General features: G+C 62.1%; 15 protein-coding genes and 1 pseudogene. 7 read left to right on the top strand and 9 right to left on the bottom strand.

Translation table 11 applies throughout. The features are described 5' to 3' along the window. Window positions 1–383: 383 nt before the first annotated feature. Entirely contained in the window at window positions 384–2,744 is a 2,361-nt protein-coding gene (locus tag RS897_RS27955; protein WP_315831949.1) for a DNA topoisomerase, read from the top strand. A 227-nt stretch (window positions 2,745–2,971) separates the two neighbouring features. Here the strand turns inward: RS897_RS27955 and RS897_RS27950 are convergent, their stop codons facing one another. After that, the gene (locus RS897_RS27950; RefSeq protein ID WP_315831948.1) at window positions 2,972–4,171 is read right to left on the bottom strand and encodes an adenylate/guanylate cyclase domain-containing protein; all 1,200 of its coding nucleotides are present in this window, start codon (window positions 4,169–4,171) and stop codon (window positions 2,972–2,974) included. Between the two features lie 284 nt (window positions 4,172–4,455). Here RS897_RS27950 and RS897_RS27945 point away from each other — a divergent pair, with 284 nt between their 5' ends. From RS897_RS27945 to RS897_RS27925, 5 genes are all read left to right on the top strand, one after another. Further along, window positions 4,456–6,063 carry an ABC transporter substrate-binding protein gene (locus RS897_RS27945; RefSeq protein WP_315831947.1) on the top strand — a complete coding sequence of 536 codons (1,608 nt, stop codon included), beginning with the start codon at window positions 4,456–4,458 and terminating at the stop codon, window positions 6,061–6,063. A 180-nt stretch (window positions 6,064–6,243) separates the two neighbouring features. Continuing rightward, window positions 6,244–7,185, top strand: a complete 942-nt coding sequence (locus RS897_RS27940) for an ABC transporter permease (protein WP_315831946.1) — start codon at window positions 6,244–6,246, stop codon at window positions 7,183–7,185. Further along, window positions 7,182–8,063, top strand: a complete 882-nt coding sequence (locus tag RS897_RS27935) for an ABC transporter permease (RefSeq protein WP_315831945.1) — start codon at window positions 7,182–7,184, stop codon at window positions 8,061–8,063. The genes RS897_RS27940 and RS897_RS27935 overlap by 4 nt, the downstream gene beginning before the upstream one ends. Window positions 8,064–8,131: 68 nt before the next feature. Beyond that, window positions 8,132–9,067 (top strand): ABC transporter ATP-binding protein, encoded by a 936-nt coding sequence (locus RS897_RS27930; protein WP_315831944.1) that lies wholly within the window; start codon window positions 8,132–8,134, stop codon window positions 9,065–9,067. Next, window positions 9,064–10,035: an ABC transporter ATP-binding protein gene (locus RS897_RS27925; protein ID WP_315831943.1), complete on the top strand. Its 972-nt coding sequence runs from the start codon at window positions 9,064–9,066 to the stop codon at window positions 10,033–10,035. The genes RS897_RS27930 and RS897_RS27925 overlap by 4 nt, the downstream gene beginning before the upstream one ends. Before the next feature lie 95 nt (window positions 10,036–10,130). Here RS897_RS27925 and RS897_RS27920 read toward each other — a convergent pair. Further along, window positions 10,131–11,119 (bottom strand): annotated as a pseudogene (locus RS897_RS27920) (LysR family transcriptional regulator). 244 nt (window positions 11,120–11,363) lie between these two features. Between RS897_RS27920 and RS897_RS27915 the strand changes: the two are divergent. Beyond that, window positions 11,364–12,251, top strand: coding sequence for an alpha/beta fold hydrolase (locus tag RS897_RS27915; protein WP_315831942.1), 888 nt, complete (start codon window positions 11,364–11,366; stop codon window positions 12,249–12,251). Window positions 12,252–12,879: 628 nt separating this feature from the next. Here RS897_RS27915 and RS897_RS27910 read toward each other — a convergent pair. Genes RS897_RS27910 through RS897_RS27880 form a run of 7 tightly spaced genes read right to left on the bottom strand, consistent with a single transcriptional unit; the run spans window position 12,880 to window position 19,896 of the window. Next, window positions 12,880–14,076 carry a CaiB/BaiF CoA transferase family protein gene (locus tag RS897_RS27910; protein ID WP_315831941.1) on the bottom strand — a complete coding sequence of 399 codons (1,197 nt, stop codon included), beginning with the start codon at window positions 14,074–14,076 and terminating at the stop codon, window positions 12,880–12,882. Window positions 14,077–14,109: 33 nt separating this feature from the next. Beyond that, window positions 14,110–15,264, bottom strand: coding sequence for an acyl-CoA dehydrogenase family protein (locus RS897_RS27905; protein WP_315831940.1), 1,155 nt, complete (start codon window positions 15,262–15,264; stop codon window positions 14,110–14,112). A 34-nt stretch (window positions 15,265–15,298) separates the two neighbouring features. Next, window positions 15,299–16,798: a tripartite tricarboxylate transporter permease gene (locus RS897_RS27900; RefSeq protein WP_315831939.1), complete on the bottom strand. Its 1,500-nt coding sequence runs from the start codon at window positions 16,796–16,798 to the stop codon at window positions 15,299–15,301. Window positions 16,799–16,810: 12 nt separating this feature from the next. Continuing rightward, window positions 16,811–17,278, bottom strand: coding sequence for a tripartite tricarboxylate transporter TctB family protein (locus RS897_RS27895; RefSeq protein ID WP_315831938.1), 468 nt, complete (start codon window positions 17,276–17,278; stop codon window positions 16,811–16,813). After that, on the bottom strand, window positions 17,275–18,072 hold the full coding sequence (locus tag RS897_RS27890) for a carboxymuconolactone decarboxylase family protein (RefSeq protein ID WP_315831937.1): 798 nt from the start codon (window positions 18,070–18,072) through the stop codon (window positions 17,275–17,277). The genes RS897_RS27895 and RS897_RS27890 overlap by 4 nt, the downstream gene beginning before the upstream one ends. 13 nt (window positions 18,073–18,085) lie before the next feature. Then, window positions 18,086–18,859 (bottom strand): SDR family NAD(P)-dependent oxidoreductase, encoded by a 774-nt coding sequence (locus RS897_RS27885; protein ID WP_315831936.1) that lies wholly within the window; start codon window positions 18,857–18,859, stop codon window positions 18,086–18,088. 11 nt (window positions 18,860–18,870) lie between these two features. Next, the gene (locus RS897_RS27880; protein ID WP_315831935.1) at window positions 18,871–19,896 is read right to left on the bottom strand and encodes an acyl-CoA dehydrogenase family protein; all 1,026 of its coding nucleotides are present in this window, start codon (window positions 19,894–19,896) and stop codon (window positions 18,871–18,873) included. Window positions 19,897–19,909 lie beyond the last annotated feature (13 nt).

The following is a 19,909-nucleotide window of genomic DNA, read 5'->3' as shown; positions in this document are numbered from 1 at the left end:
CACAATAAGCTCAAGATCGAACACTTGCATTTACGCGATTTGCAACAAGAGGGAGCTGGCCCGTTCGAGGCAGGGCTTCCAATTGAAAAGGCCGCGCTCGTCACAACGCACAAAGATTGGCCGCAACTCCGGCTCGTGAGATCGTGCTTGTGTCCATCGCCTCACACCGGAGTTCGGCGCAACGATTGCTCATATTTCGGCGGCTCATCCCGGCCTTGGCGCTCCCTGATGGGGCACTCGCATCCGGTTGTCTGAACATTGACGCAGCAGAAATCGAGTGCATCGGCCCCGCCCTGGCAAAACGTATTTGGCGACAGCGGAAACGAAATCAGAGGGACCCGGGCATCCAATTCGACAGCTTGCGGACACACCACGTTCACTATATGTTCCATAAACATCTGCATCGAATCCATTCTCCCAACACATCCGCCATGCCCAATCAAATTGTCATCACGGAGAAGACCAGCCAGGCAAAGGACGTCCGCGCCGCCGTCGGCGCGCGCTACGGAGATATCCTTCCGGCCGAAGGCCATCTGTTCGACCTTGTTGAGCCTGAGGATGTCATGCCGGCTTGGAAGCGCTGGTCGCCGATCCTTCTGCGGCCGGAGGGCCTTTACGACACGCGCCCGGCAAAGGGCGGCAACAAGGCCGCCAAGCTCCGGGACATTCGCGAGGCGCTTCGGACCGCTGAGCGGGTCTGGCTCGCCACCGATTGCGATCGCGAAGGTCAGCTGATCGGTCAGGAGATTCTCGAACATTACAAGTATCGCGGCGACGTCATGCGGGTGCTGGTCACCGCGCAGGACTCGCAAACCATCCGAGACGCATTCAGCCGGGCAAAGCCAAATAGCGAATATGGACGTCTTTACGCCGCTGCCGTCGCGCGCCGGCAGGCCGATCAGATCTACAACTTGTCGCTCACGCGGACTGCAACTGTCATTCTGGGGCACGGTACGCGCAGAGTGATTGGAGTCGGGCGCGTGAAGACGCCGACACTGGCAATTGTATGCAAGCGCGAGTTGGAAATCCGGAACTTCGTGCCGCTGGCCTATTTTGAAGTTGTCGCCACGGCGAAGGTGGCGGGAGGCCAATTCCGGATGTGGCACGCGCCGCAGGACCGGATCGTTCGACGCGAGATTGCCGAGGATGTCGTCAAGGCAGCTGAAGGCTTCGAGGGCGCGCTCGCCGTGCGCGTCGAAGACAAGCGTCAGGGGCCACCCAAACTGCATGATTTGCCGTCGCTGCAGAAACTATGCAGCTCCCGCTTCGGCTGGCCGGCCAGCAAAACGCTCGAGGTGGCTCAGCAGCTCTACGATGGCCGGGGTAAGAAGATCATCACCTACCCACGCGCCGAGGTGCGCTACCTGCCGCAGAGCCTGATCTCGGACGTGCCACGGATGTTGGCTGGACTGCGGGTGGAGCAATCGTTCAGTGCGATCCCCGCGCCCGAGCCGCCTGTCATCCGCAAGGGCGCGAGCGGCACCTTCTACGACAGGGGGCTGGAGGGCGCGAGCCATCATGCCGTCATTCCCAACGTCAACACCATCGACAAACTGCGCGAGGTCTGGCCCCGTCTATCGTCCGACGAAAAGAAACTGTTCGACGTCATCGCGCGGGCCTACCTGTCGGCGCTGATGCCGGACTTCCGCTACCGGCAGACGACCGCAACGCTCGATGTGGGTGGCTTCGAATTCCGCGCTGCCAGTCGTCAGCCGATCGATCTCGGCTGGCGCGCCGCATTCCCGGACTGGCAACCCGCCGACGAAAAGGGCGACGAGGCGCAATTGCTGCCGCAGTTGCAAAACGGCGAGACCGCGCAACTGCAGGATCCCAAAATTGAGGACAAGGAGACCCGACCGCCTCCGCGCTATAACGAGGGCACTCTTATCGAAGCGATGCAAAATGCCTGGCGCTTTGTCGAGGATGAGGTGCTGCGAGACCGCCTGAAGGAAGCCAAGGGGATCGGCACGCCGGCAACCCGCGCCGACATCATTGGCGGCCTGAAGAAACAGGGGTTTCTGATGGTACAGGAAAAGCACATCGTGCCGACCGAGGCCGGCCTGTCGCTGTTCGGCATTCTCAAACAGGCGGATCCCGCGCTGGTTGATCCGGGCGTGACGGCGCAGCTTGAATGCCTGCTCGACGATGTCGTGGTCGGCAAGCAGGAGATGGTCGGCGCAATCGACGCGGTGTGTGATGTCGCCCAGCGCATCATCGGCAAACTCAAAGACGGCGCCGCGACCGGAGGACCTGCCTTGCTGGGTGCCGCGGCCGGCAACGGCGCTGCTGCTTATCCCCCCACGCCCGCCATGAAGCGCTTTGCCGACAGCCTCGCCCGGCAAAACGGTATCAAGCCACCGCCCGGCTACAAGACGTCGATGTCAATCTGCGGCGCATTTCTCAGGCAGCACGCGCCCAAGAAAACCGAGGGTAAAAACGATGATGAAGCTGCTGGAAAGCGCGAACCGAAATCGAAACGCCGCCGCAAGACCTCCCTCAAGCCGGCGGACTCAATTGCACATCAATCGACGTCGCCGAGGAAGAGGTCTCGGAAACACAAGGCCGATGCCGTCGCCGTTCCACCAACTCCCGCTCCGCCAAACGTCGCAACAGGAACGCCGCTGCGAATTCCCTACGGCAACAAAGAGGTCGCCTTCAAGCTGGGCGCCCGTTATGGCGCGACGGGATGGTATGCGCCGCCTGGAATTGATCTCTCTGCGTTTGGCGAGCGGGGTTGGCTGTAACGCCTGGCCACTTTTTTGGTGATCCAAGAAGATTGCCGAAGGCGAAGGATTTGTAGCACACGCCGTTATCCGTCATGACGCGCACGCCCCTCACGCCCGGCTTGCGTAGTCGGCGACAGCCGCTCGAGGAAGGCCACGGCGCATTCCTTCCGTTCGTTTTTTATAACCTGGCTGAAGGCGATGCGTAACGCCCAATCCATCATGCGCACTTGGCGATAGATCGGCAATCAGCCGTGATACGCAAACAGCTCGACCGGGTCGGCGAAGCCACGCACGGGATATTCACCGACAGGTTCGAGATCGAAATCACTTTTGACGAGGTCGGCGAACGCCTGGGACAGCAGCACCGTTCTGCCCAGTTGTTTGGTAAGGGTTTCGAGACGGGACGCCATGTTGACCGCAGGACCGATGACGGTGAAGTCGAGCCGGGTGCGCGACCCGATATTGCCATACATGACGTCTCCGACATGGACGCCGATACCGTAGTTCAGCGGCGCACGACCGGTTTCGCCGTTCTTTTCGTTCAAAGCAATCATAGCCTGACGGGCTTCGCTCACGGCATGGAGCAGATTTGCGCAGGCCGACGGCTGACTCAGCGGAAAAATCGCAAGCAGGCCATCGCCAATGAATTTCAATATTTCCCCACCATGCCGCTCGATCGGCTCCGACATGGCGTCGAAATAACCGTTCAAGAGATCAATGACGTCATCGCGCGGCCAGTTGTCGGAGATCTGGGTGAAGCCGCGCAGATCGCAGATCATGATGGCGGCACGGACCGTCGTGCCACTTCCGCGCCTGGTTGCGCCGGCCAGAATGAGCTCGCTGGCATGCGACCCGACATAGGTTTCGAGCAGCGTCCGCGCCAACCGGTTCTTGATCCGGATTTCGCTGACCAGCGCCAAAATCGGCAACAGCCTCAACAGACCAGCGATATGCGCGTCGTCGAAACCTCCGGGCCGGTCGGTTGCGAAGGTCACCATATGCCGCTTGCCGAGCGTATGATACAGTGGCCACGCTGCATAGTCGGTCAGGCCTTTGGCCCGCATCTCGTCATAAACGGCGTGCTTGCGGCCCAGCGACGGATCGCGTTCGAGATTTTCGCGCACCTCGGTCGCGCCGTCCTGCATTTCGTTGGCGGGACTGCCGATATACTCGGACCGCTCCCTGACGTCGTAGTCGACTCTCGCAAGCTCGGCCTCTCGCATCCCCTCGGCCCACATGATCCGGGCGCCCAGCCATTGCGGATGGTGGATCAGCATATGAAGTGACGCCCGCTTGACGGGAATGCCCGATCGCTGGAGCCGGACACACAGCTCGGTGAAAATATTGTCGATGAAGCGCTCATCGTGGGTGTCGTTTGCCAGCCAGTGCACGACATCGCCGTCAGAAGACGCGGCGATGGGATCGATGTTTGGCGGCTCGTTCATTTCTTGCTCCTGAGCAGTGCTCCGATTCGAGGTTCATGGTATGTCGTGTCTCCGCCCCATCGCGTCAATGGTGTCCGCGGAAACCCGCCTGCGCGCAAGATCTCCGCATCGGCAAGCACAGGTGAAGCCAGTGTTCGGCTGCATAGAGCCCCTAGCATGAAATTGATAATGCTGTGGCGGAGGGGTTTGCCACTCCGACTAAAGAACTATGAGTCCTGGACCATCGCATGTGTAGCCTATGCAAAGAATGCAAAACGGGGGCGCTAAGCTACCCCGAAACAGCGGTGTTGCGCTTGGCCTGCGGCCCGATCGGCAGCAGGCCTGTCAATCAAGCGAACACGGGAGGGGGCATGCGGCGTATTGATAAGCTCGTTGGTCTGATCGTCGGGACGTTGGCGTTCGCGCTGATCGGATCGCAGCCATGCGCTGCGGCAGAGCCGGCGCCAAGAGACGGCGGCTCGCTCATCATGGCGACAAGCGGCCAGATCCAGGGCTTCGATCCGCTCACCATGCGCGCCGCCAATCGCGAGACGATCATGGCTGGCGCACTCGTGTTCTCGAACTTCTTCACGCTCGATGACAAAGGCGAGCGCGTGCCGGACCTCGCCACCTCACTTGACGGCTCGCCTGATGGCCTGACGTGGCGATTGAAGCTGCGACCGGGATTGAAATTCTCCAACGGGGCGCCCTACACCTCACGCGACGTGGTGCGCCACTTCCAGCGTATCCTCGATCCGACGAAGAATCAGGCGTTCGCCGCCGCTATCGGTGAGTTGAAGGAGGCTGTCGCTATTGACGACACCACGGTTGAATTCCACCTGGCCTATGCCCGGGCAGCGTTCCAAACCATTTTCTCGACCGATAACCACCTGATCTGGGCGATGCCCATCGAGCATCAGGACAGCGCCGGCCCCGACCTCAACCGCCGTCCAATTGGCGCCGGCCCCTACGTGATGACGGACTGGAAACAGGACGACAGCATCACCTTCGAGAAAAACCCGAACTACTGGAATCCCAGGGCACAGCATCTCGACAAGGTCGTGATCCGTTTCCTGCCTGATACAACCGCGCGTTTTACAGCGGTGAAGACCGGCGACATCGACGTCTTCTACGAGCCGCTTGGCAAGCAGGTAAACGAAGCACGCAATGACAAGACCCTGAAGGTCGTTGAATACACTGGCACAGGCGCCTCCACCCTTAATATCAACACGTCGTCACCACCGCTCAATGACATCAGAGTGCGGCTGGCGCTGGCCCACGCGCTGGATCGTAATGTCGAGCTCAAGGTCGCCTACGACGGCGTCGGCAAACTCGCCACCAGCTTCTGGGGACCGGGGTCGGTATGGAATTGCCCCGACGTTGGCTACCCCGAATACAACCCGGAAAAAGCCAAGGCACTGCTCAAGGACTATGGCAAGCCAGTGAAGATTGTGCTCCAGGCGCAACCGGCGCAGGCGGTGCCTGCACAGCTTTACCAAAGCTTCTGGCAGAAGGTCGGCATCGAGACGGAAATCAAAAGCATTCAGGGTGGCCCCTCTTATATCAATCCGGTCTTGCGCGGCGACTATCAGATTGCATTCTGGGAAGTCGTCGACGTTCCCGACCCCGACTTTCAGGTCTATCAGGCGTTCTTTTCGAAGAGCGGAGGCAACATTACCAAGATCAGCGCCCCGAAGCTCGACGAAGCGATCGAGGCCGGCCGCCGCAGTCTCGATGTCGGCGTTCGCAAGAAAGCCTATTGCGATGTCAGCAAGGAAATGGCGAAGCAGATGCCCATCCTGCTGCGGACCCAGTCGAACTATTCCGCCATCACGCAAGCGCGGGTTCATGACATTCCCCCGCTGAGGCGCGGTCTGGTTCGGCTTAACGCAGTGTGGGTCGACCCGAAATAGTCCTAGTTTCTCGAATCTGAAGTTCGCACCACCGAACTTCGGATTCGATAAGGACACTAGCAAATGTATGATCCTCGTGTGCTTTATGAATGCGAAGTTCGTGAAAGCATCTGCCGCGAAATCGCACGAACTTCGCATTCAGCACACCAGCCCTTGAGATCGCGCTGCAAGGTGTAGGAGATGATGCACTACGTCCTGCGCAAACTGCTGCGCCTGATCCTGGTCTTGCTGATGGTCGCCGCGGCGGCTTTCTTCCTCTTGAACCTGCTGCCGGGCGACGTCGCACTCGCCCTGCTCGGCAATGAAGCGACGCCGGAAGCCATCGCACAGGTGCGCACGGAGCTCGGCCTCGATCAGCCGATCGTCCTACGCTACCTGCACTGGCTGTTTGGCTTTTTACACGGTGATCTCGGGCGCTCCTACATCACCCAGGTGCCGGTCATGGAATCGATCATCGGCCGGCTCCCGGTGACGATCGAGTTGATCCTGCTGAGTCAGGTATTTGCGTTGCTGCTCGCGGTGCCAGCCGGCGTGTTGTGCGCCTACAAGGCCGGCAGCCGGATCGACCGGCTGATCAGTTCGGCCGCGCTGCTGCTGTTCGCTGCACCCGTGTTCATCACGGCCATTCTGTTGATGTTCCTGTTCGCACTCAAGCTGCGCTGGCTGCCGTCGACCGGTTACGTTCCGTTCATGGCCGACCCGCTGCGCAATCTCGCACATCTTGCGCTGCCTGCACTGGCGATCGGATTGTCGGAATGGCCGCCACTGTTCGCCGTGCTGCGCGCCGACATGATCAAGACCTTGCAGCAGGACTATATCGCGCTCGCCAAAGCCAAAGGGCTTGGTCCCGCCTTCATCCTGCTGCGGCATGCGCTGCGGCCGTCATCGTTCACACTGGTGACGATCTCCGGCTTGCAGATCGCCGCGACGATCGCCGGCGCGCTGGTGGTGGAGACGATCTTCGGCCTGCCGGGCATCGGCCGCATGCTGACGGGCGCCGTCTACAATCGCGATATGATGCTGGTCCAGGGCTGTGTCGCGGTGATCTCCGTCGGCTACGTACTGATCAATTTCGGCGTCGATCTGATCTACGCGCTGCTCGATCCGAGAATCCGCAGATGAGCGCGCTCGCAAATGATCAGGCTCTGTCCACGGCGAGCGGCACGCCAAGTCCTCCCCTCGTACGCCACCGGCTAGGTGCCGGGTTCTGGATTCCGGTGGCCTGGACCACGATGGTCGTCGTGTTGGCCATGGCCGCCAACTTGCTGCCGCTACGCAACCCGATCGAAACCGACTTCACCGCCATCTCCAACTGGCCGGATGCAACCTACTGGTTCGGCACCGACCAGCTCGGCCGCGACATCTTCTCACGCGCCGTGTTCGGCGCACGGGTCTCCCTCGTCGTCGGACTGCTTGCCCCGGTGCTTGGGCTCGGCCTGGGAATGTGTCTTGGGCTGGCTGCCGGCTATTTCCGCGGCCGCACCGAATCGATCATTGTCGCCGCCATGGACGCCATCATGGCGTTTCCCGGAATCCTGGTCGTGCTTGCGGTCACGGCCTATGTCGGTGCAAACACCGCCGTTCTGATCCTGCTGCTCGGCGCCCTGACGGTCCCGGCGTTCATGCGGGTGGCGCGCGCCAACACGCTGGTGTTTGCCGAGCGCGAATTCGTGCTGGCGGCGCGGGCCATGGGCGCGACCCACACGCGCGTGCTGGCGCTCGAAATCCTGCCGAACGTCATTGTCCCTATGCTGATCTACGCGCTGCTCGTGGTCTCCCGCATCATCGTCATCGAGGGCGTGCTGTCCTTCCTGGGTCTCAGCGTGCCTCCACCGCAGCCGACGTGGGGTAACATGATCGCAGACGGCCAGGCCGATCTGGCGGCGTTGCCTTACATCCCGTTCATACCCTCGGCGCTGATGTACTTCACAGTACTGTCCATCAACCTGATCGGCGAGCGCCTGCGCGCCCGAACAGATGTCCGCGGCAGCGCCTTATGACACAAGCAAGCCCCTCCCTCCTTGAGGTAACCGATCTCGTAACGCACTTCCATACGCCTCGTGGCCTGATGCGGGCCGTCGACGGTGTATCATTCTCGATCGAACGCGGCCAGACTCTCGGCATCGTGGGCGAGTCCGGGTCCGGCAAAAGCGTGCTGGCGCGGACTATCATCGGCATTCTGGCAAAGGATAGCTCGACTACCACCACCGGTCGCATTGCATTCGAGGGCCGCGATTTGCTGACGTTGTCAGAGCCAGACATGCGCGACGTTCGCGGCAAGGACATCGCGATGGTTTTCCAGGATCCAACGTCCTCGCTGAATCCGGTCAAGCGGATCGGCGCCCAGATCGGGGAGGTACTCACGCGCCACCTCGGCCTGCGTGGCCGCGCCGCCGAAGCCCGCTCGATCGACCTCCTCGCCTCCGTTGGAATTTCCCTGCCAGTGGAGCGCCTGCGCCAGTATCCACATCAGCTGTCCGGCGGCATGCGCCAGCGGGTCGCCATTGCCATCGCACTCGCCTGCGAGCCAAAATTGCTGATCGCCGACGAGCCGACAACCGCGCTCGACGTCACCATCCAGGCGCAAATCCTCGATCTGCTGCGGCGTCAGCAGCTCGCGCACAACATGGCAATGATCCTGATCTCGCACGACCTCGGCGTGGTCGCAGGGCACACCGATATGGTGTCGGTGATGTATGCCGGGCAGATGGTCGAAGGCGCGTCGACGCAGTCGCTGTTCCACAATTACCGCATGCCCTACACCCAGGCTTTGATCCGCTCCGCACCGAACCTGTCCGATCCGCCGCACACACGGTTACGCGCGATTTCGGGACGGCCGCCGGACATGCTGCAGCCGCCGATCGGCTGCCGCTTCAGCCCGCGCTGCGATTACGCGACCGATAAATGTCGAGCTAATCAACCTGCATTGTCGGCCGGCGAAACGGACCGAGCGCATCTTTATGCTTGCTGGCATCCCGTCAGCTGGCGCGGAGTATTGCCATGACTCCGGAAGAGCTCCTCACTGTCGACGACTTGTCGGCGACCTACAAGTTGCCGGGCGGGCGGCAACTCACCGCCGTCGCAAACGTCAGCTTCACCGTCTACAAAGGCGAGACTCTCGGACTGGTCGGCGAGTCGGGCTGCGGCAAGTCGACGGTCGGGCGCTCGATCATGCAGCTCCCGCCACCGACCGGCGGCTCGGTGATCTTCGAGGGACGCGACCTCGCAGGCCTAGACGCCGAGGCGCTGCGTCGGACGCGGACGCGGCTGCACATGATCTTCCAGGACCCGATTTCCTCACTCAATCCGCGCCGCAAGGTGCGTGACATCGTGGCCGAACCGATGGCGATTGCCGGCGTGGGCACCGCTGCAGAACGCGAACGCCGCGTCCGCAGCACGCTCGAAACGGTCAGCCTCGATCCGGATCGGGTGATGGACCGCCGCCCGCACGAATTCTCCGGCGGCCAATGCCAGCGCATCGCGATCGCCCGCGCCCTTATCATGGAGCCGTATCTCGTCGTCTGCGACGAACCGGTGTCGGCGCTCGACGTCTCCGTGCGCGCGCAAATCCTAAACCTGCTGGAGGATATGAAGGCGCACTATGGCCTGACTTTGCTGTTTATCAGCCATGACCTTGCCGTGGTGAAGAACATCAGCGACCGCGTGGCCGTGATGTATCTCGGCCGCCTGTGCGAGCTCGCGCCATCGGCGCGGCTCTACGAAGCGCCGCTTCATCCCTACACGGCAGCGCTGCTGGCTGCCATTCCTGTCATGGACCCTGACAGGCGCCAAGACCCCTCACGACTGCTCGTCGGTGAATTGCCCTCCCCTATGAATCCGCCAAGCGGCTGCCGCTTTCGGACCCGATGTCCACGCGCCGCAGCGCGTTGCGCGGAGATTGAGCCGGAATGGCAAGAGGCGGAACCCGGCCATTTCGTCGCTTGTCATTTTCCGCTTGGATCGCCGGCTTGACGTTACGTCACCCCGTGTCCGGGCTTCTCGCACGCGCCACGGCCCTATGTGGCCGGCGAACGTCGCGAGAACATAGTGCGTCCCGGCGCCGTAACCTATTTGCCCTGCGGTCTGTTACCCCCGCGCTTGCGGCGCGTCTGCACAGACTGCCCCGCTCCTGCGAGCACGTCGAACAGCCACACAAGGCCCGCATCCATCATCGCGGCCCTGGGAGCGACGGCATGCAGTTGGAACAGAGCCAACGGCAGCGGCGCTTCCAGACCCACCACTCCGAAACGCGCCGCATGCATGGCCACGAACTGCCGCGGCAATGCCGAGATCAGATCGGTCTCGGCAATGACGGCAAGAGCAAACATGAAATTCGGAACGGTCAGCGCGATCCGCCGCGAACGTCCCTGCTTCGCCAGCACCTCGTCGACAAAACCGTGGGCATCGCCGGTGTGAGAAACCACCAGATGCTGCATCTCGCAATAGCAATCGAGTGACAGGATTTTTGCAAACTTGTGTCCGGCGCGGATCGCGACAACAAAGTCTCTTCGTAAAGGATCCGCGACAGAAAGCGCACCGGGATGTGGTCGGAAGGAATGATCGCGATGTCCATCGCACGCGCTTCCAGCTCGGTGAAGGTGGATTGCCAGGCCCGCTCCGGTGACATCTCGCCCTGCACGGGAAGCAACTGACGCACGCTGATGTCGACGCCCGGCGCGCTCTGCCGCAGTTCGGCAAGAAGCGGCGGCAGCACCACCGCCGACACGCCATCCGGCGCACCGATCGTGAACCGGCGCGTGGAGCTGGAATGATCGAACGGCTCGGCGATCGACATCACGTGTCTCACGCGCGACAGGATCTCCGCGATCGGCGTGGCCAATTCGCTCGCGCGCGCCGTCGGCACCACGCCCTTGGGTGTTCGCAGGAAGAGCGGATCGTTGAGCAGCCGGCGCAGCCGACCGAGCCCGTGGCTGACCGCCGACGGCGTCAGGCGCAATTGATCCGCGGCTCGGCCGACATGGCGCTTCCTGAGCACGGCTTCGAACAGCACCAGGAGATTCAGGTCGGCACGAGAAAGGTCAATTTCATTCGGCATATAGCTGAAATCATATCATTGGCTTCAGCATTCTTGAAGTGCGATCTGCTGCGTCCGCGGAGCGGCCTTCATACGCCCTTTTCTCGAAGGTGCTGTTGGGGTTCGGCCAGCAACTTCTGATCCATCAAAATCTTAGGGCCGCAGACCATCTAAGATAGATGACATCCAGGTCGCTCCGGTAGCGATCCTAGTGTTTGCTCGACGTCGCTCTCGCCGGTTTCTGTTTAACGCAAAGGATCATAGAATGTCTCTGATCTGGGCTGATGGAATCGATATCGAGTACGAGGATGTCGGCTCCGCTGACCAAGAAGTCGTACTTTTGATTATGGGCATGGGGGCTCAGCTCACCATGTGGCCCGTGGAAATGTGCGAAGAACTAACACGGCGCGGCTACAGGGTGGTTCGTTTCGATAACCGAAATGCAGGGCTGTCCACCAAGTTTGCGAATTTCGGTCTTCCAGATCATGAAGCCGTTGCAGAAGCAAAACGCTCCGGCGCGCCACTGCCAATTCCCTACTCCCTCTCGGACATGGCGGCTGACGCCGTCGGATTACTCGACGCGCTTTCGGTTCCAATGGCACATATCGTCGGCGCATCCATGGGTGGGATGATAGCCCAGCTCGTGGCGACCGACTATCCGGAGCGGACGCTATCACTCACCGTGATCATGTCCACGGCGGCAAACCCGGACATTCCGCTCATCGGACCCAAGGCCATGGCGATCTTTACACCACCGCCCGCCGATGACGCCGCTTCCGTGATCGAGCATGCAGCCATGACGACAATGCTCCGCGGCAGTCCAGCCTATCCAACAGCCATCGATGCAATACGTGCTGCCGCGCGCGCGGACTATGAGCGCGATTACAATCCCGACGGAGTTGCCCGGCAGATGGCGGCCGTTGCCGTGAGTTTGGATCGTCGAGCGAAGCTGCGGACGGTCAAGCGTCCCACAATCGTGGTGCATGGCACGGATGACCCCATCCTTCCCATAGAAGCAGCTCGCGACATAGCAACGTCCGTACCCGATGCAGAACTCAGGATTATCGACGGCATGGGACACGATTTCTCGGTGGGTCTCGTTCCGATCTTTGTCGACGCGATTGCTTCTGTCGCAGCCAAATCCGGCGAATAGGCTAAGGAAAGATATTTTGGCCGAGCTTCTTCCGACTCCGCCAGAATGATTTGTCCATGGCTTTGTTCATTCGTCCGCGCCGAGCTCAGATCGTCATTCGGCTTGCAATATTGCCCCCCGTACCTTGCCGGAGCTCGAGCCATGGGTGTCGTCAGTGACGATGTATTCGAAGGACGCGGCTCCATTTGAGCCAAGCCGCTCCAATCTCGCGGCAAAACTCCATCACCTGAGCTGAGATCGTCAGCACAAACCAACCTCACCACCCGAGTTCTGGAAACACGCGCGTCCCGCACGGAATAAAAAGCCGATCATCCCCAAAAATAATCGGTTGAACGACATCAGCGCGTCTCACCCCTTCATGATTCATGAGAGGCCAGCGGTCGTGGGCAATGGCCCGCTCCGACCTGGGACCCGCCGATTAAGAGGCATCCTGCGACGATTGATTTCCCGATCGAATTTTCCCAACCGACCCAAAATTCGATCATGAGAGATCAATGGCTTGCAGCGAAAAATCCAACTACGAGAGTTCGTGACGTGGGCGGACCGACGCGCCGACGAGCTGGCCGCCCTTGAGGATGATCACGCTTCCGGCTTTGTCCGAAACCGCTGCACTCGTTCAGATCGTGCCTTAGATGACCTTCTGGCCTGCCAGCGCCTTGACTTCCTCATCCGAAAGGCCGAGCCAGCGCTGATAGATGTCCTGATTGTCCTCGCCGATCTCGCCGGCGGATCTGCTCAACTGCGCATGGTCGACCGTGAACCGAGGCACCACATTTGCCATCGCGACAGAGCCGAAATCCCGATCCGGAACGCGCACGATCATGTCCCGGGCTCTTGCCTGGGGATCCGCGGCGATCTGGTCGATCGAATAGATCGGCGCCAGCGTTCCCTGTTCCGAGGAGAACGCCGCGAGAACTTCCTCGAGGGTGTGATCGCTACACCATTGCGAGAAGATCGCATTCAGTTCTCCGGAATGCTCGACGCGGCAGGCATTGTCGGAAAAGCGTGGATCCACGATCAGGTTCGGCCTGCCGATCGCCCGGCAATTTGCCGCATAGAGCGCGTTGGTCGATCCTGCCAACGTAACCCAGCGATCATCTTTGGTTCGGTACACCGACGCCGGCGCCGAATAGCCATTGCCGTTCCCAATGCGCTTGCGGACCAAGCCGAGCTGATCGAATTCGACGGGAAGAACTTCGAGCAGGCGGAAGATGGCCTCGGTCAAGGCCAGATCGATCTCCTCACCAGGCGCGTTCGGGTCCTTTGCCCGCTTCCACAGCGCCGCAAGCACGCCGACCGCACCGAACAGCCCGCCGATCGAATCGCCGATCGGATATCCGGGATGCATGGGTTGACCATCAGCTTCGCCGGTAATGTAGGTGAGCCCGCCCATGGCCTCGAAAATTCGCGCGAATCCGGGCCTATCCCGATAGGGTCCATCCTGGCCGAAAGCAGTCGCACGAAGGATGACCAGGCGTGGTTGGACCTGCCACAGCACCTCCTTCGAAAGTCCCCAGCGGTCGAGGGTGCCCGGCCGAAAATTCTCGATCAGCACGTCGAAATGCGGCAGCATCCGCTTGAACAGCGCCACGCCTTCCGGCTTGCGAAGGTCAAGCGTTGCGAATTTCTTGTTGCGGTTGACCGTCTTCCACCACAGCGGCTTGCCGTCCTTGAACGGCGGAAAGGCTCTCACGCCGTCGCCCTGCCCCGGCATCTCGAGCTTGAGGACATCTGCGCCATAGTCCGCGAGCAGCGTCGCGGCAAATGGTGCGGCCACGATCGTCGCGATGTCCAGAACCTTCAATCCTTCGAGCGGTCCACTCATCTCACATCCTCGAACGCATTGTTGCCGCGCGACTCACGTTGTATCTCGTAGCAGGAGACGCGCGATATTGAGCTGGTGAATCTGGCTGGTCCCCTCGTAGAGGCGAAACAGCCGGACGTCCCTGTACCAGCGCTCGATCGAGGAGTGATCGGCGATGTAGCCGGCGCCGCCGAACATTTGCACGCAGCGGTCTGCCACCCGGCCGCACATCTCGGTCGCAAAGTACTTGCACATCGACGCTTCGAGCGCGATGTCCTCGCCGCGGTCGCGCTTGCGCGCGGTCTCGAGGATCATCGATTGTGCCGCAAAGATCTCCGTCCGGCAGTCGGCGATCATCGCCTGAACGAGCTGATAGTTCGCAACAGGCTCGCCGAACTGAACGCGCTGGCTCGTATGCTGGATCGCCATATCGAGCATCCGGATCGCTGGCCCCGTCGACAGGGCGGCCAGATGGATGCGCTGTTTGTTCAGCACCTTCATGATGGTCCTGAAGCCCGCGCCTTCGCGGCCGCCGATCAGGTTGGCCGCAGGCACCCGGCACTGGTTGAAATAGACCGCGCTGACTGGCGAGCCCGCCTGTCCCATCTTGCGATAGGGTGCGCCGGTCGCAAGGCCGGGGCTGCCGCGCTCGACGATGAAGGCCGAGACGCCCGCAGCGCCCTTCGACTGCGGATCGGTTCGCGCCGTGACGGTGAAGATGTCGGCGAGCGGCGCGTTGGTGATGAAGCACTTCTCGCCGTCGATAACGTAGTGATCGCCGTCGCGGCGAGCGATGGTCCGCACGTTCGAGGCTTCCGAGCCGGCATCGGGCTCGGTCACGGCGAGACAACCGGTCCACTCGCCGCTGGCAAGCCGCGGCAGATAGGCTTGCTTCTGCTGCTCGGTCCCGTCGGCGACGATTCCCTCGGAACCGATGCCGGTATTGGTCCCGACGCGGGCGCGAAAGGCGACCGAACATTGCGACAGCTCGAACGCCGCCAGAACGAGCTCTTCCGTGGTGAGCCCGGCTCCGCCATAGATCTCGGGGATACTCCAGCCGAAGAAGCCTTCGGCGCGCATGATGGCGACGATGTCTTCGGGTACATCATCGCAGCTTTCGACGCGCGCCTCGGCCGGAATGGCGACGTCGCGGACAAACCGGCGAATACGCTCCAGCAGGGCCTCGAAGGCGGCAGGTTCACGGATCACGGCGGAGACCTTCCGATGCGCCTCATCCTTGAAGTCATTCCTGGAGCGCCTCCTCGCGCCGCGCGCGGATCGTGGGCAGCATGATCAGGAGGATCGCGATGGCGGCCGCGGCCAGCAGGCTCGCCGAGAGCGGTGAGGTGAGCAGCACGGTGACGTCGCCGCGCGACAGCACCATGGCCCGGCGAAAGTTTTCCTCGATGGCAGGACCCAGAACCAGGCCCAATAGCAGCGGCGCCGCCGGCAGTTGCAGCTTGATCAGGACATAGCCGAACACGCAGAACACGGCCGCCTCGTAGACTTCGAACGTTCCGCTGTTGATGGAATAGACGCCGATCGAGCAGAACACCATGATCGCCGGAAAGAGATATCGGTAGGGAATGGTGAGCAGCTTCACCCACAGCCCGACCAGCGGAAGATTGAGGATCAGCAGCATCAGATTGCCGACCCACATCGAGACGATCAGGCCCCAGAACAGGGTTGGATTCTTCGTCATCACCTCCGGACCCGGGTGAATGTTGTGGATGTTCATGGCGCCGACCATCAGGGCCATCACGACGTTGGAGGGCACTCCAAGTGTCAGCAGCGGAATGAACGAGGTCTGAGCGCCGGCGTTGTTGGCGGACTCCGGGCCCGCAACGCCCTCGATCGCGCCCTTGCCGAACTGCTCGGGATGCCGCGACAGCTTCTTCTCGAGCGTATAGGACGCAAAGGACGAAAGCACCGCGCCGCCGCCCGGCAAGACTCCGAGCAGCGTTCCCAGCGCGGTGCCGCGCAGCATCGCGGGCACCATGCGACGGAAATCGTCGCGGGTCGGAAACAAATTGGTGATCTTCTGGGTCACCAGCGACAGCTTGTCGTCCTGCTCGAGATTCTTGACGATCTCGGCAAAGCCGAAGATGCCCATCGCCAGCGGCACGAAATCGAGGCCATCGAAGAGCTGCGGAATACCGAAGGCAAAGCGCTGGCTGCCACTGTTCAGATCGGTGCCGACAAGGCTCAACAGCATGCCGAGTACGACCATGCCGATGCCTTCGATAAACGGGCCGCTCGACAGCACCGAGGCGAGGATCAGGCCCAGGATCATGAGCGCGAAGAATTCCTTGGGGCCAAACAGCAAGGCGGTCGCGGTCAGCGGACCTGCGAGGGCCGCCAAGGCCAGCGTGGCGACGCATCCGGCGAAGAACGAGCCGATCGCCGCGGTGGCGAGCGCCACGCCGGCGCGGCCCTGCTTGGCCATCTGATAGCCGTCGATCGTGGTCACGACGGACGAGGACTCGCCGGGCAGATTGACGACGATGGCCGTGGTCGAGCCGCCATACTGCGCGCCGTAATAGATCCCGGCGAGCATGATCAGCGCGGCGTCCGGTTGCAGCGCATAGGTGATCGGCAGCAGCATCGCGATGGTGGCGAGCGGCCCGAGTCCGGGAAGCACGCCGATCAAGGTTCCGAGCAGGCAGCCGAAGAAGGCGTAGAGGAGGTTGGTGGGCTGAGCTGCCGTCGCAAAGCCAATCGCCAGATTATGAAAGAGGTCCATCGGTCAGCTCGTTCAGTTGAGAAGAGAGGGCCAGACGGGCAATGGCAGCCCGAGACCGTAGACGAAGACGGCAAGGCACAGCACGATGAGCACCGCCGCATTCGTCAGCGCGCCTGTCCATGTGAATTCGGGGCTGGCCCTGCTCGACACCATAACCAGGACGAACAGGGCACCGACCAGACCAAGCGGAAACAGCAGGGCTCCAAACAGGATCACGGATCCGGCGATCCAGGCGAGCCCCTTGAGGTCCCATGTGCGCAGTGTCTGTCGGTCCGCGGTGGACTTGATCGCACCGAGGATGATGACGAGACCGATGGCGGCGAGCACGATCGCGAGCAGACGCGGGAAATAGCCCGGCCCCATCTTCGCGGCGATGCCTGCGGGGTACTGGAGCGCCGTCACGAAGAAGAAGACTGCAAATGCAAGGAACAGCGCGCCAGACGCGAAAGCCCTGTGATTGCGGATCGCCAATCCTTTCATTCCCGTCCTCCCTCACGCAGTCCGTTGCCGTCGTTCGAGGAACGCTCCTCAAGGGCCTCCATCAGAACCGGGACACCGACGGCGCACGCGTGTACGCCGAGATGTGCGGTCATCTGGAGAACCTGACGGATCTCCCGCTGGCCGATGCCGAGCCGCAGCGCCCGCTTGATCTGCATGCGCAGGCCATGCTGATTGAGCGCCGTGAAACAGGCGTTCAATGCGAGCGAGATCAGACATTGCGAGCGTCGGTCGAGACCGCCTCCTGCGTGCCGGTCCGCGAGGAGATTCAGCAGGACGGCGAAATAGCCGGGATCGTACCGCAGCCATTGCTCGCAGAAATCAGGCCAGTCGCCGAATTGCGCCACATAGGCGTCCCGCAGCACGCGCTGCTCATTCGTGAGTTCGGGATGATCGACGTCCTCGCCAGCGCTCGCCAACTCCTCGGCGAGGATACCGATGCCGAGGTTGCAGCCATCCAGCCCCTGAGCCGTCGCCAGCCGAAACACGTCGATGATCTCATGCGCCGTGGCTCCCTCCTGAAGCGCAAGGCGGAGGTGCAGCGCGAGGCCGGAACGGAACAGATGCGTCGCCGATCCATCGAGCGCGACATAGATCAGCTCCCGCATCTTGGGTGATAGCGGCCCCTTCTCCGCGGCATAGCCCGCATATTTGCCGTAAGCCTCGAGAAACGCCGGATCGAGCCGCAGCAGCCCCTCGGTCCAGGGCCGCCAATAGCCGCGGGCCTTGACGTAGGCTTCCTTCAGCGCCTGCTGTTCCGCCGTCAGATCGGACATCGCGATTGTCCTGTCAGGCAATGTTGGTCAGCGTGATGCCGCCGTCCACGGTGAGCACCTGCGCCGAGATGAATCCGCTTTCGTCGCCGGCGAGGAAGCAGATCGCCTTGGCGATATCGTCGACCGTGCCAAGCCGGCCCAGCGGCGTTCTCGCGATCCGGCGCGCATCGAGTTCGGCATTGCGGTTGCGCATCGTTCCCTCGGTCGGAATCGCCGATGGCGCCACGGCATTGATACGGATGTTGCGCGCGCCGAGCTCCGCTGCGGCTGCTCGCGTGATCCCCATGACACCGGCCTTGATGCCGCTGTAGACGATGCTGTTCTTGGCCGAGATCAGGCCGGCTACCGAGGCAACGTTGACGATCGCACCGCCGCGCTCCGCATCCATGACTTCCGCGGCGGCCTGGATTCCCCAGATCACGGCCTTGAAGCCGATATTGAGCATGCGGTCGACGGTTTCCGGGGCGATCTCAGCGGTGGATTGATAGCGGACCCATGCCGCGTTGTTGACGAGGATGTCGAAACGCCCCGCGCGCTCCGCCAATCCGAGCACCGCCTGCCGCATGCCATCCCGGCTCGACACGTCCTGGGCGACGGCAACCGCGTTGCCGCCGGCCGTCTTGATCGCCTCCACCGTGCTGTCCACGAACTCCGGCTTCAGATCATTGACGCCGACAATCGCGCCGCGCGCGGCAAGCTTGAGCGCGGTTGCGCGGCCGATGCCGTTTCCAGCACCGGTGACGAGTGCGACGCGGCCTGCGAGCGTCTGATCCCTGGTTTCGGTCATGGCTGTCTCCTTCACGCTCCTGCCTCGGCAAACGGAGCAACTTCCGATACGTAACGGCGGCCGAACGTGCTGATCAGGCCGCTGGCGTCGCCCTGCGCTTGCAGCGTGCGGATGCGGCGCAGATGGCGATGCACCGGCACGTCCCATGTGAAACCCATGCCACCATGGATCTGGAGCGCGCCTTCGCTGATCGAGCTGCCATAGGTCGCTGCGGCAAGGAACGCCGCGTCGCGCTGAGCGGGGCCGCCGTCGTCGGACAGGCTCCGCGTGATCGCATGACGGATGCTCTCGAGCCCGAGCTTCTGGCGCGCCAGCGCATGGCGGATAGCCTGATTGTAGGACAAGGCGTGCCCGAACTGACGGCGCGTCGAGGCGTGCTCCTGCGCGAGCGACAAGCATGCTTCGGCCGATCCCAGGATGGCAGCGGCACGGAGTACGTTGGCATCCGAGTTGAGCAGATCCCACGTACCGGCCGGCAGGATCGAGCCTATGGGAACCTCGACCTTCTCCAGTCGCACCGTATGCTCCGGTACCGTCAGATCGAGGCCGGCCGCGTCCTCGACCACGACACCCTCGGCATCCGTCGGGATCAGCGCCGCGGCGTCTCCGCTCATCCGTACCAGAATGTAGTCGACCCCCGCCGCGCAAGGCGCGCGTGCGAGCGAGCCGCTCAGCACCGGTACCCCGCCGTCGCGTTCGGCGACGACCTCACCCTGCCAGGCGATCGTCGCCAATGTCCCGCCGGCAACGATCGCAGTAGCAAGACGGGTCAGCGATGATTGCAGCAGGCGGCCGGCGAGCATGGTCTCAAGGAGCGGAAACCCGAGCAATCCGGAATGCGCGGCCGCGATCACCGGCACCGCGAAGCCGAGCGGCAGAGCCAGTCCCCCCACCTCCTCATCCGCGATGACGCCGAGAAAACCGTCGCCGGCGAGATTTTGCGCCTGTTCGCGCACGTTAGTACCCGCACATGCGGCCACTGCGCGTGCCGCGGTTGCCGCAAACTCGTCGGGTTGAAGTCCTTCGGCCGTCGTCATCATCGTCCTCTTC

The sequence above is a fragment of the Bradyrhizobium prioriisuperbiae genome, from assembly GCF_032397745.1.
Lineage (GTDB): Bacteria > Pseudomonadota > Alphaproteobacteria > Rhizobiales > Xanthobacteraceae > Bradyrhizobium_A > Bradyrhizobium_A prioriisuperbiae.
The sequence above is the reverse complement of the archived record's forward strand: the minus strand, read 5'-3'. Positions and strand labels throughout refer to the sequence as shown.

What these genes read in the sequence shown, in the direction of transcription:
- RS897_RS27895 (WP_315831938.1), bottom strand. Translation starts at nt 17,278, where the DNA reads ATGAAAGGATTGGCGATCCGCAATCACAGGGCTTTCGCGTCTGGCGCG.
- RS897_RS27940 (WP_315831946.1), top strand. Translation starts at nt 6,244, where the DNA reads ATGATGCACTACGTCCTGCGCAAACTGCTGCGCCTGATCCTGGTCTTG.
- RS897_RS27950 (WP_315831948.1), bottom strand. Translation starts at nt 4,171, where the DNA reads ATGAACGAGCCGCCAAACATCGATCCCATCGCCGCGTCTTCTGACGGC.
- RS897_RS27955 (WP_315831949.1), top strand. Translation starts at nt 384, where the DNA reads ATGTTCCATAAACATCTGCATCGAATCCATTCTCCCAACACATCCGCC.
- RS897_RS27885 (WP_315831936.1), bottom strand. Translation starts at nt 18,859, where the DNA reads ATGACCGAAACCAGGGATCAGACGCTCGCAGGCCGCGTCGCACTCGTC.
- RS897_RS27930 (WP_315831944.1), top strand. Translation starts at nt 8,132, where the DNA reads ATGCGGGCCGTCGACGGTGTATCATTCTCGATCGAACGCGGCCAGACT.
- RS897_RS27915 (WP_315831942.1), top strand. Translation starts at nt 11,364, where the DNA reads ATGTCTCTGATCTGGGCTGATGGAATCGATATCGAGTACGAGGATGTC.
- RS897_RS27925 (WP_315831943.1), top strand. Translation starts at nt 9,064, where the DNA reads ATGACTCCGGAAGAGCTCCTCACTGTCGACGACTTGTCGGCGACCTAC.
- RS897_RS27880 (WP_315831935.1), bottom strand. Translation starts at nt 19,896, where the DNA reads ATGACGACGGCCGAAGGACTTCAACCCGACGAGTTTGCGGCAACCGCG.
- RS897_RS27890 (WP_315831937.1), bottom strand. Translation starts at nt 18,072, where the DNA reads ATGTCCGATCTGACGGCGGAACAGCAGGCGCTGAAGGAAGCCTACGTC.
- RS897_RS27900 (WP_315831939.1), bottom strand. Translation starts at nt 16,798, where the DNA reads ATGGACCTCTTTCATAATCTGGCGATTGGCTTTGCGACGGCAGCTCAG.
- RS897_RS27910 (WP_315831941.1), bottom strand. Translation starts at nt 14,076, where the DNA reads ATGAGTGGACCGCTCGAAGGATTGAAGGTTCTGGACATCGCGACGATC.
- RS897_RS27935 (WP_315831945.1), top strand. Translation starts at nt 7,182, where the DNA reads ATGAGCGCGCTCGCAAATGATCAGGCTCTGTCCACGGCGAGCGGCACG.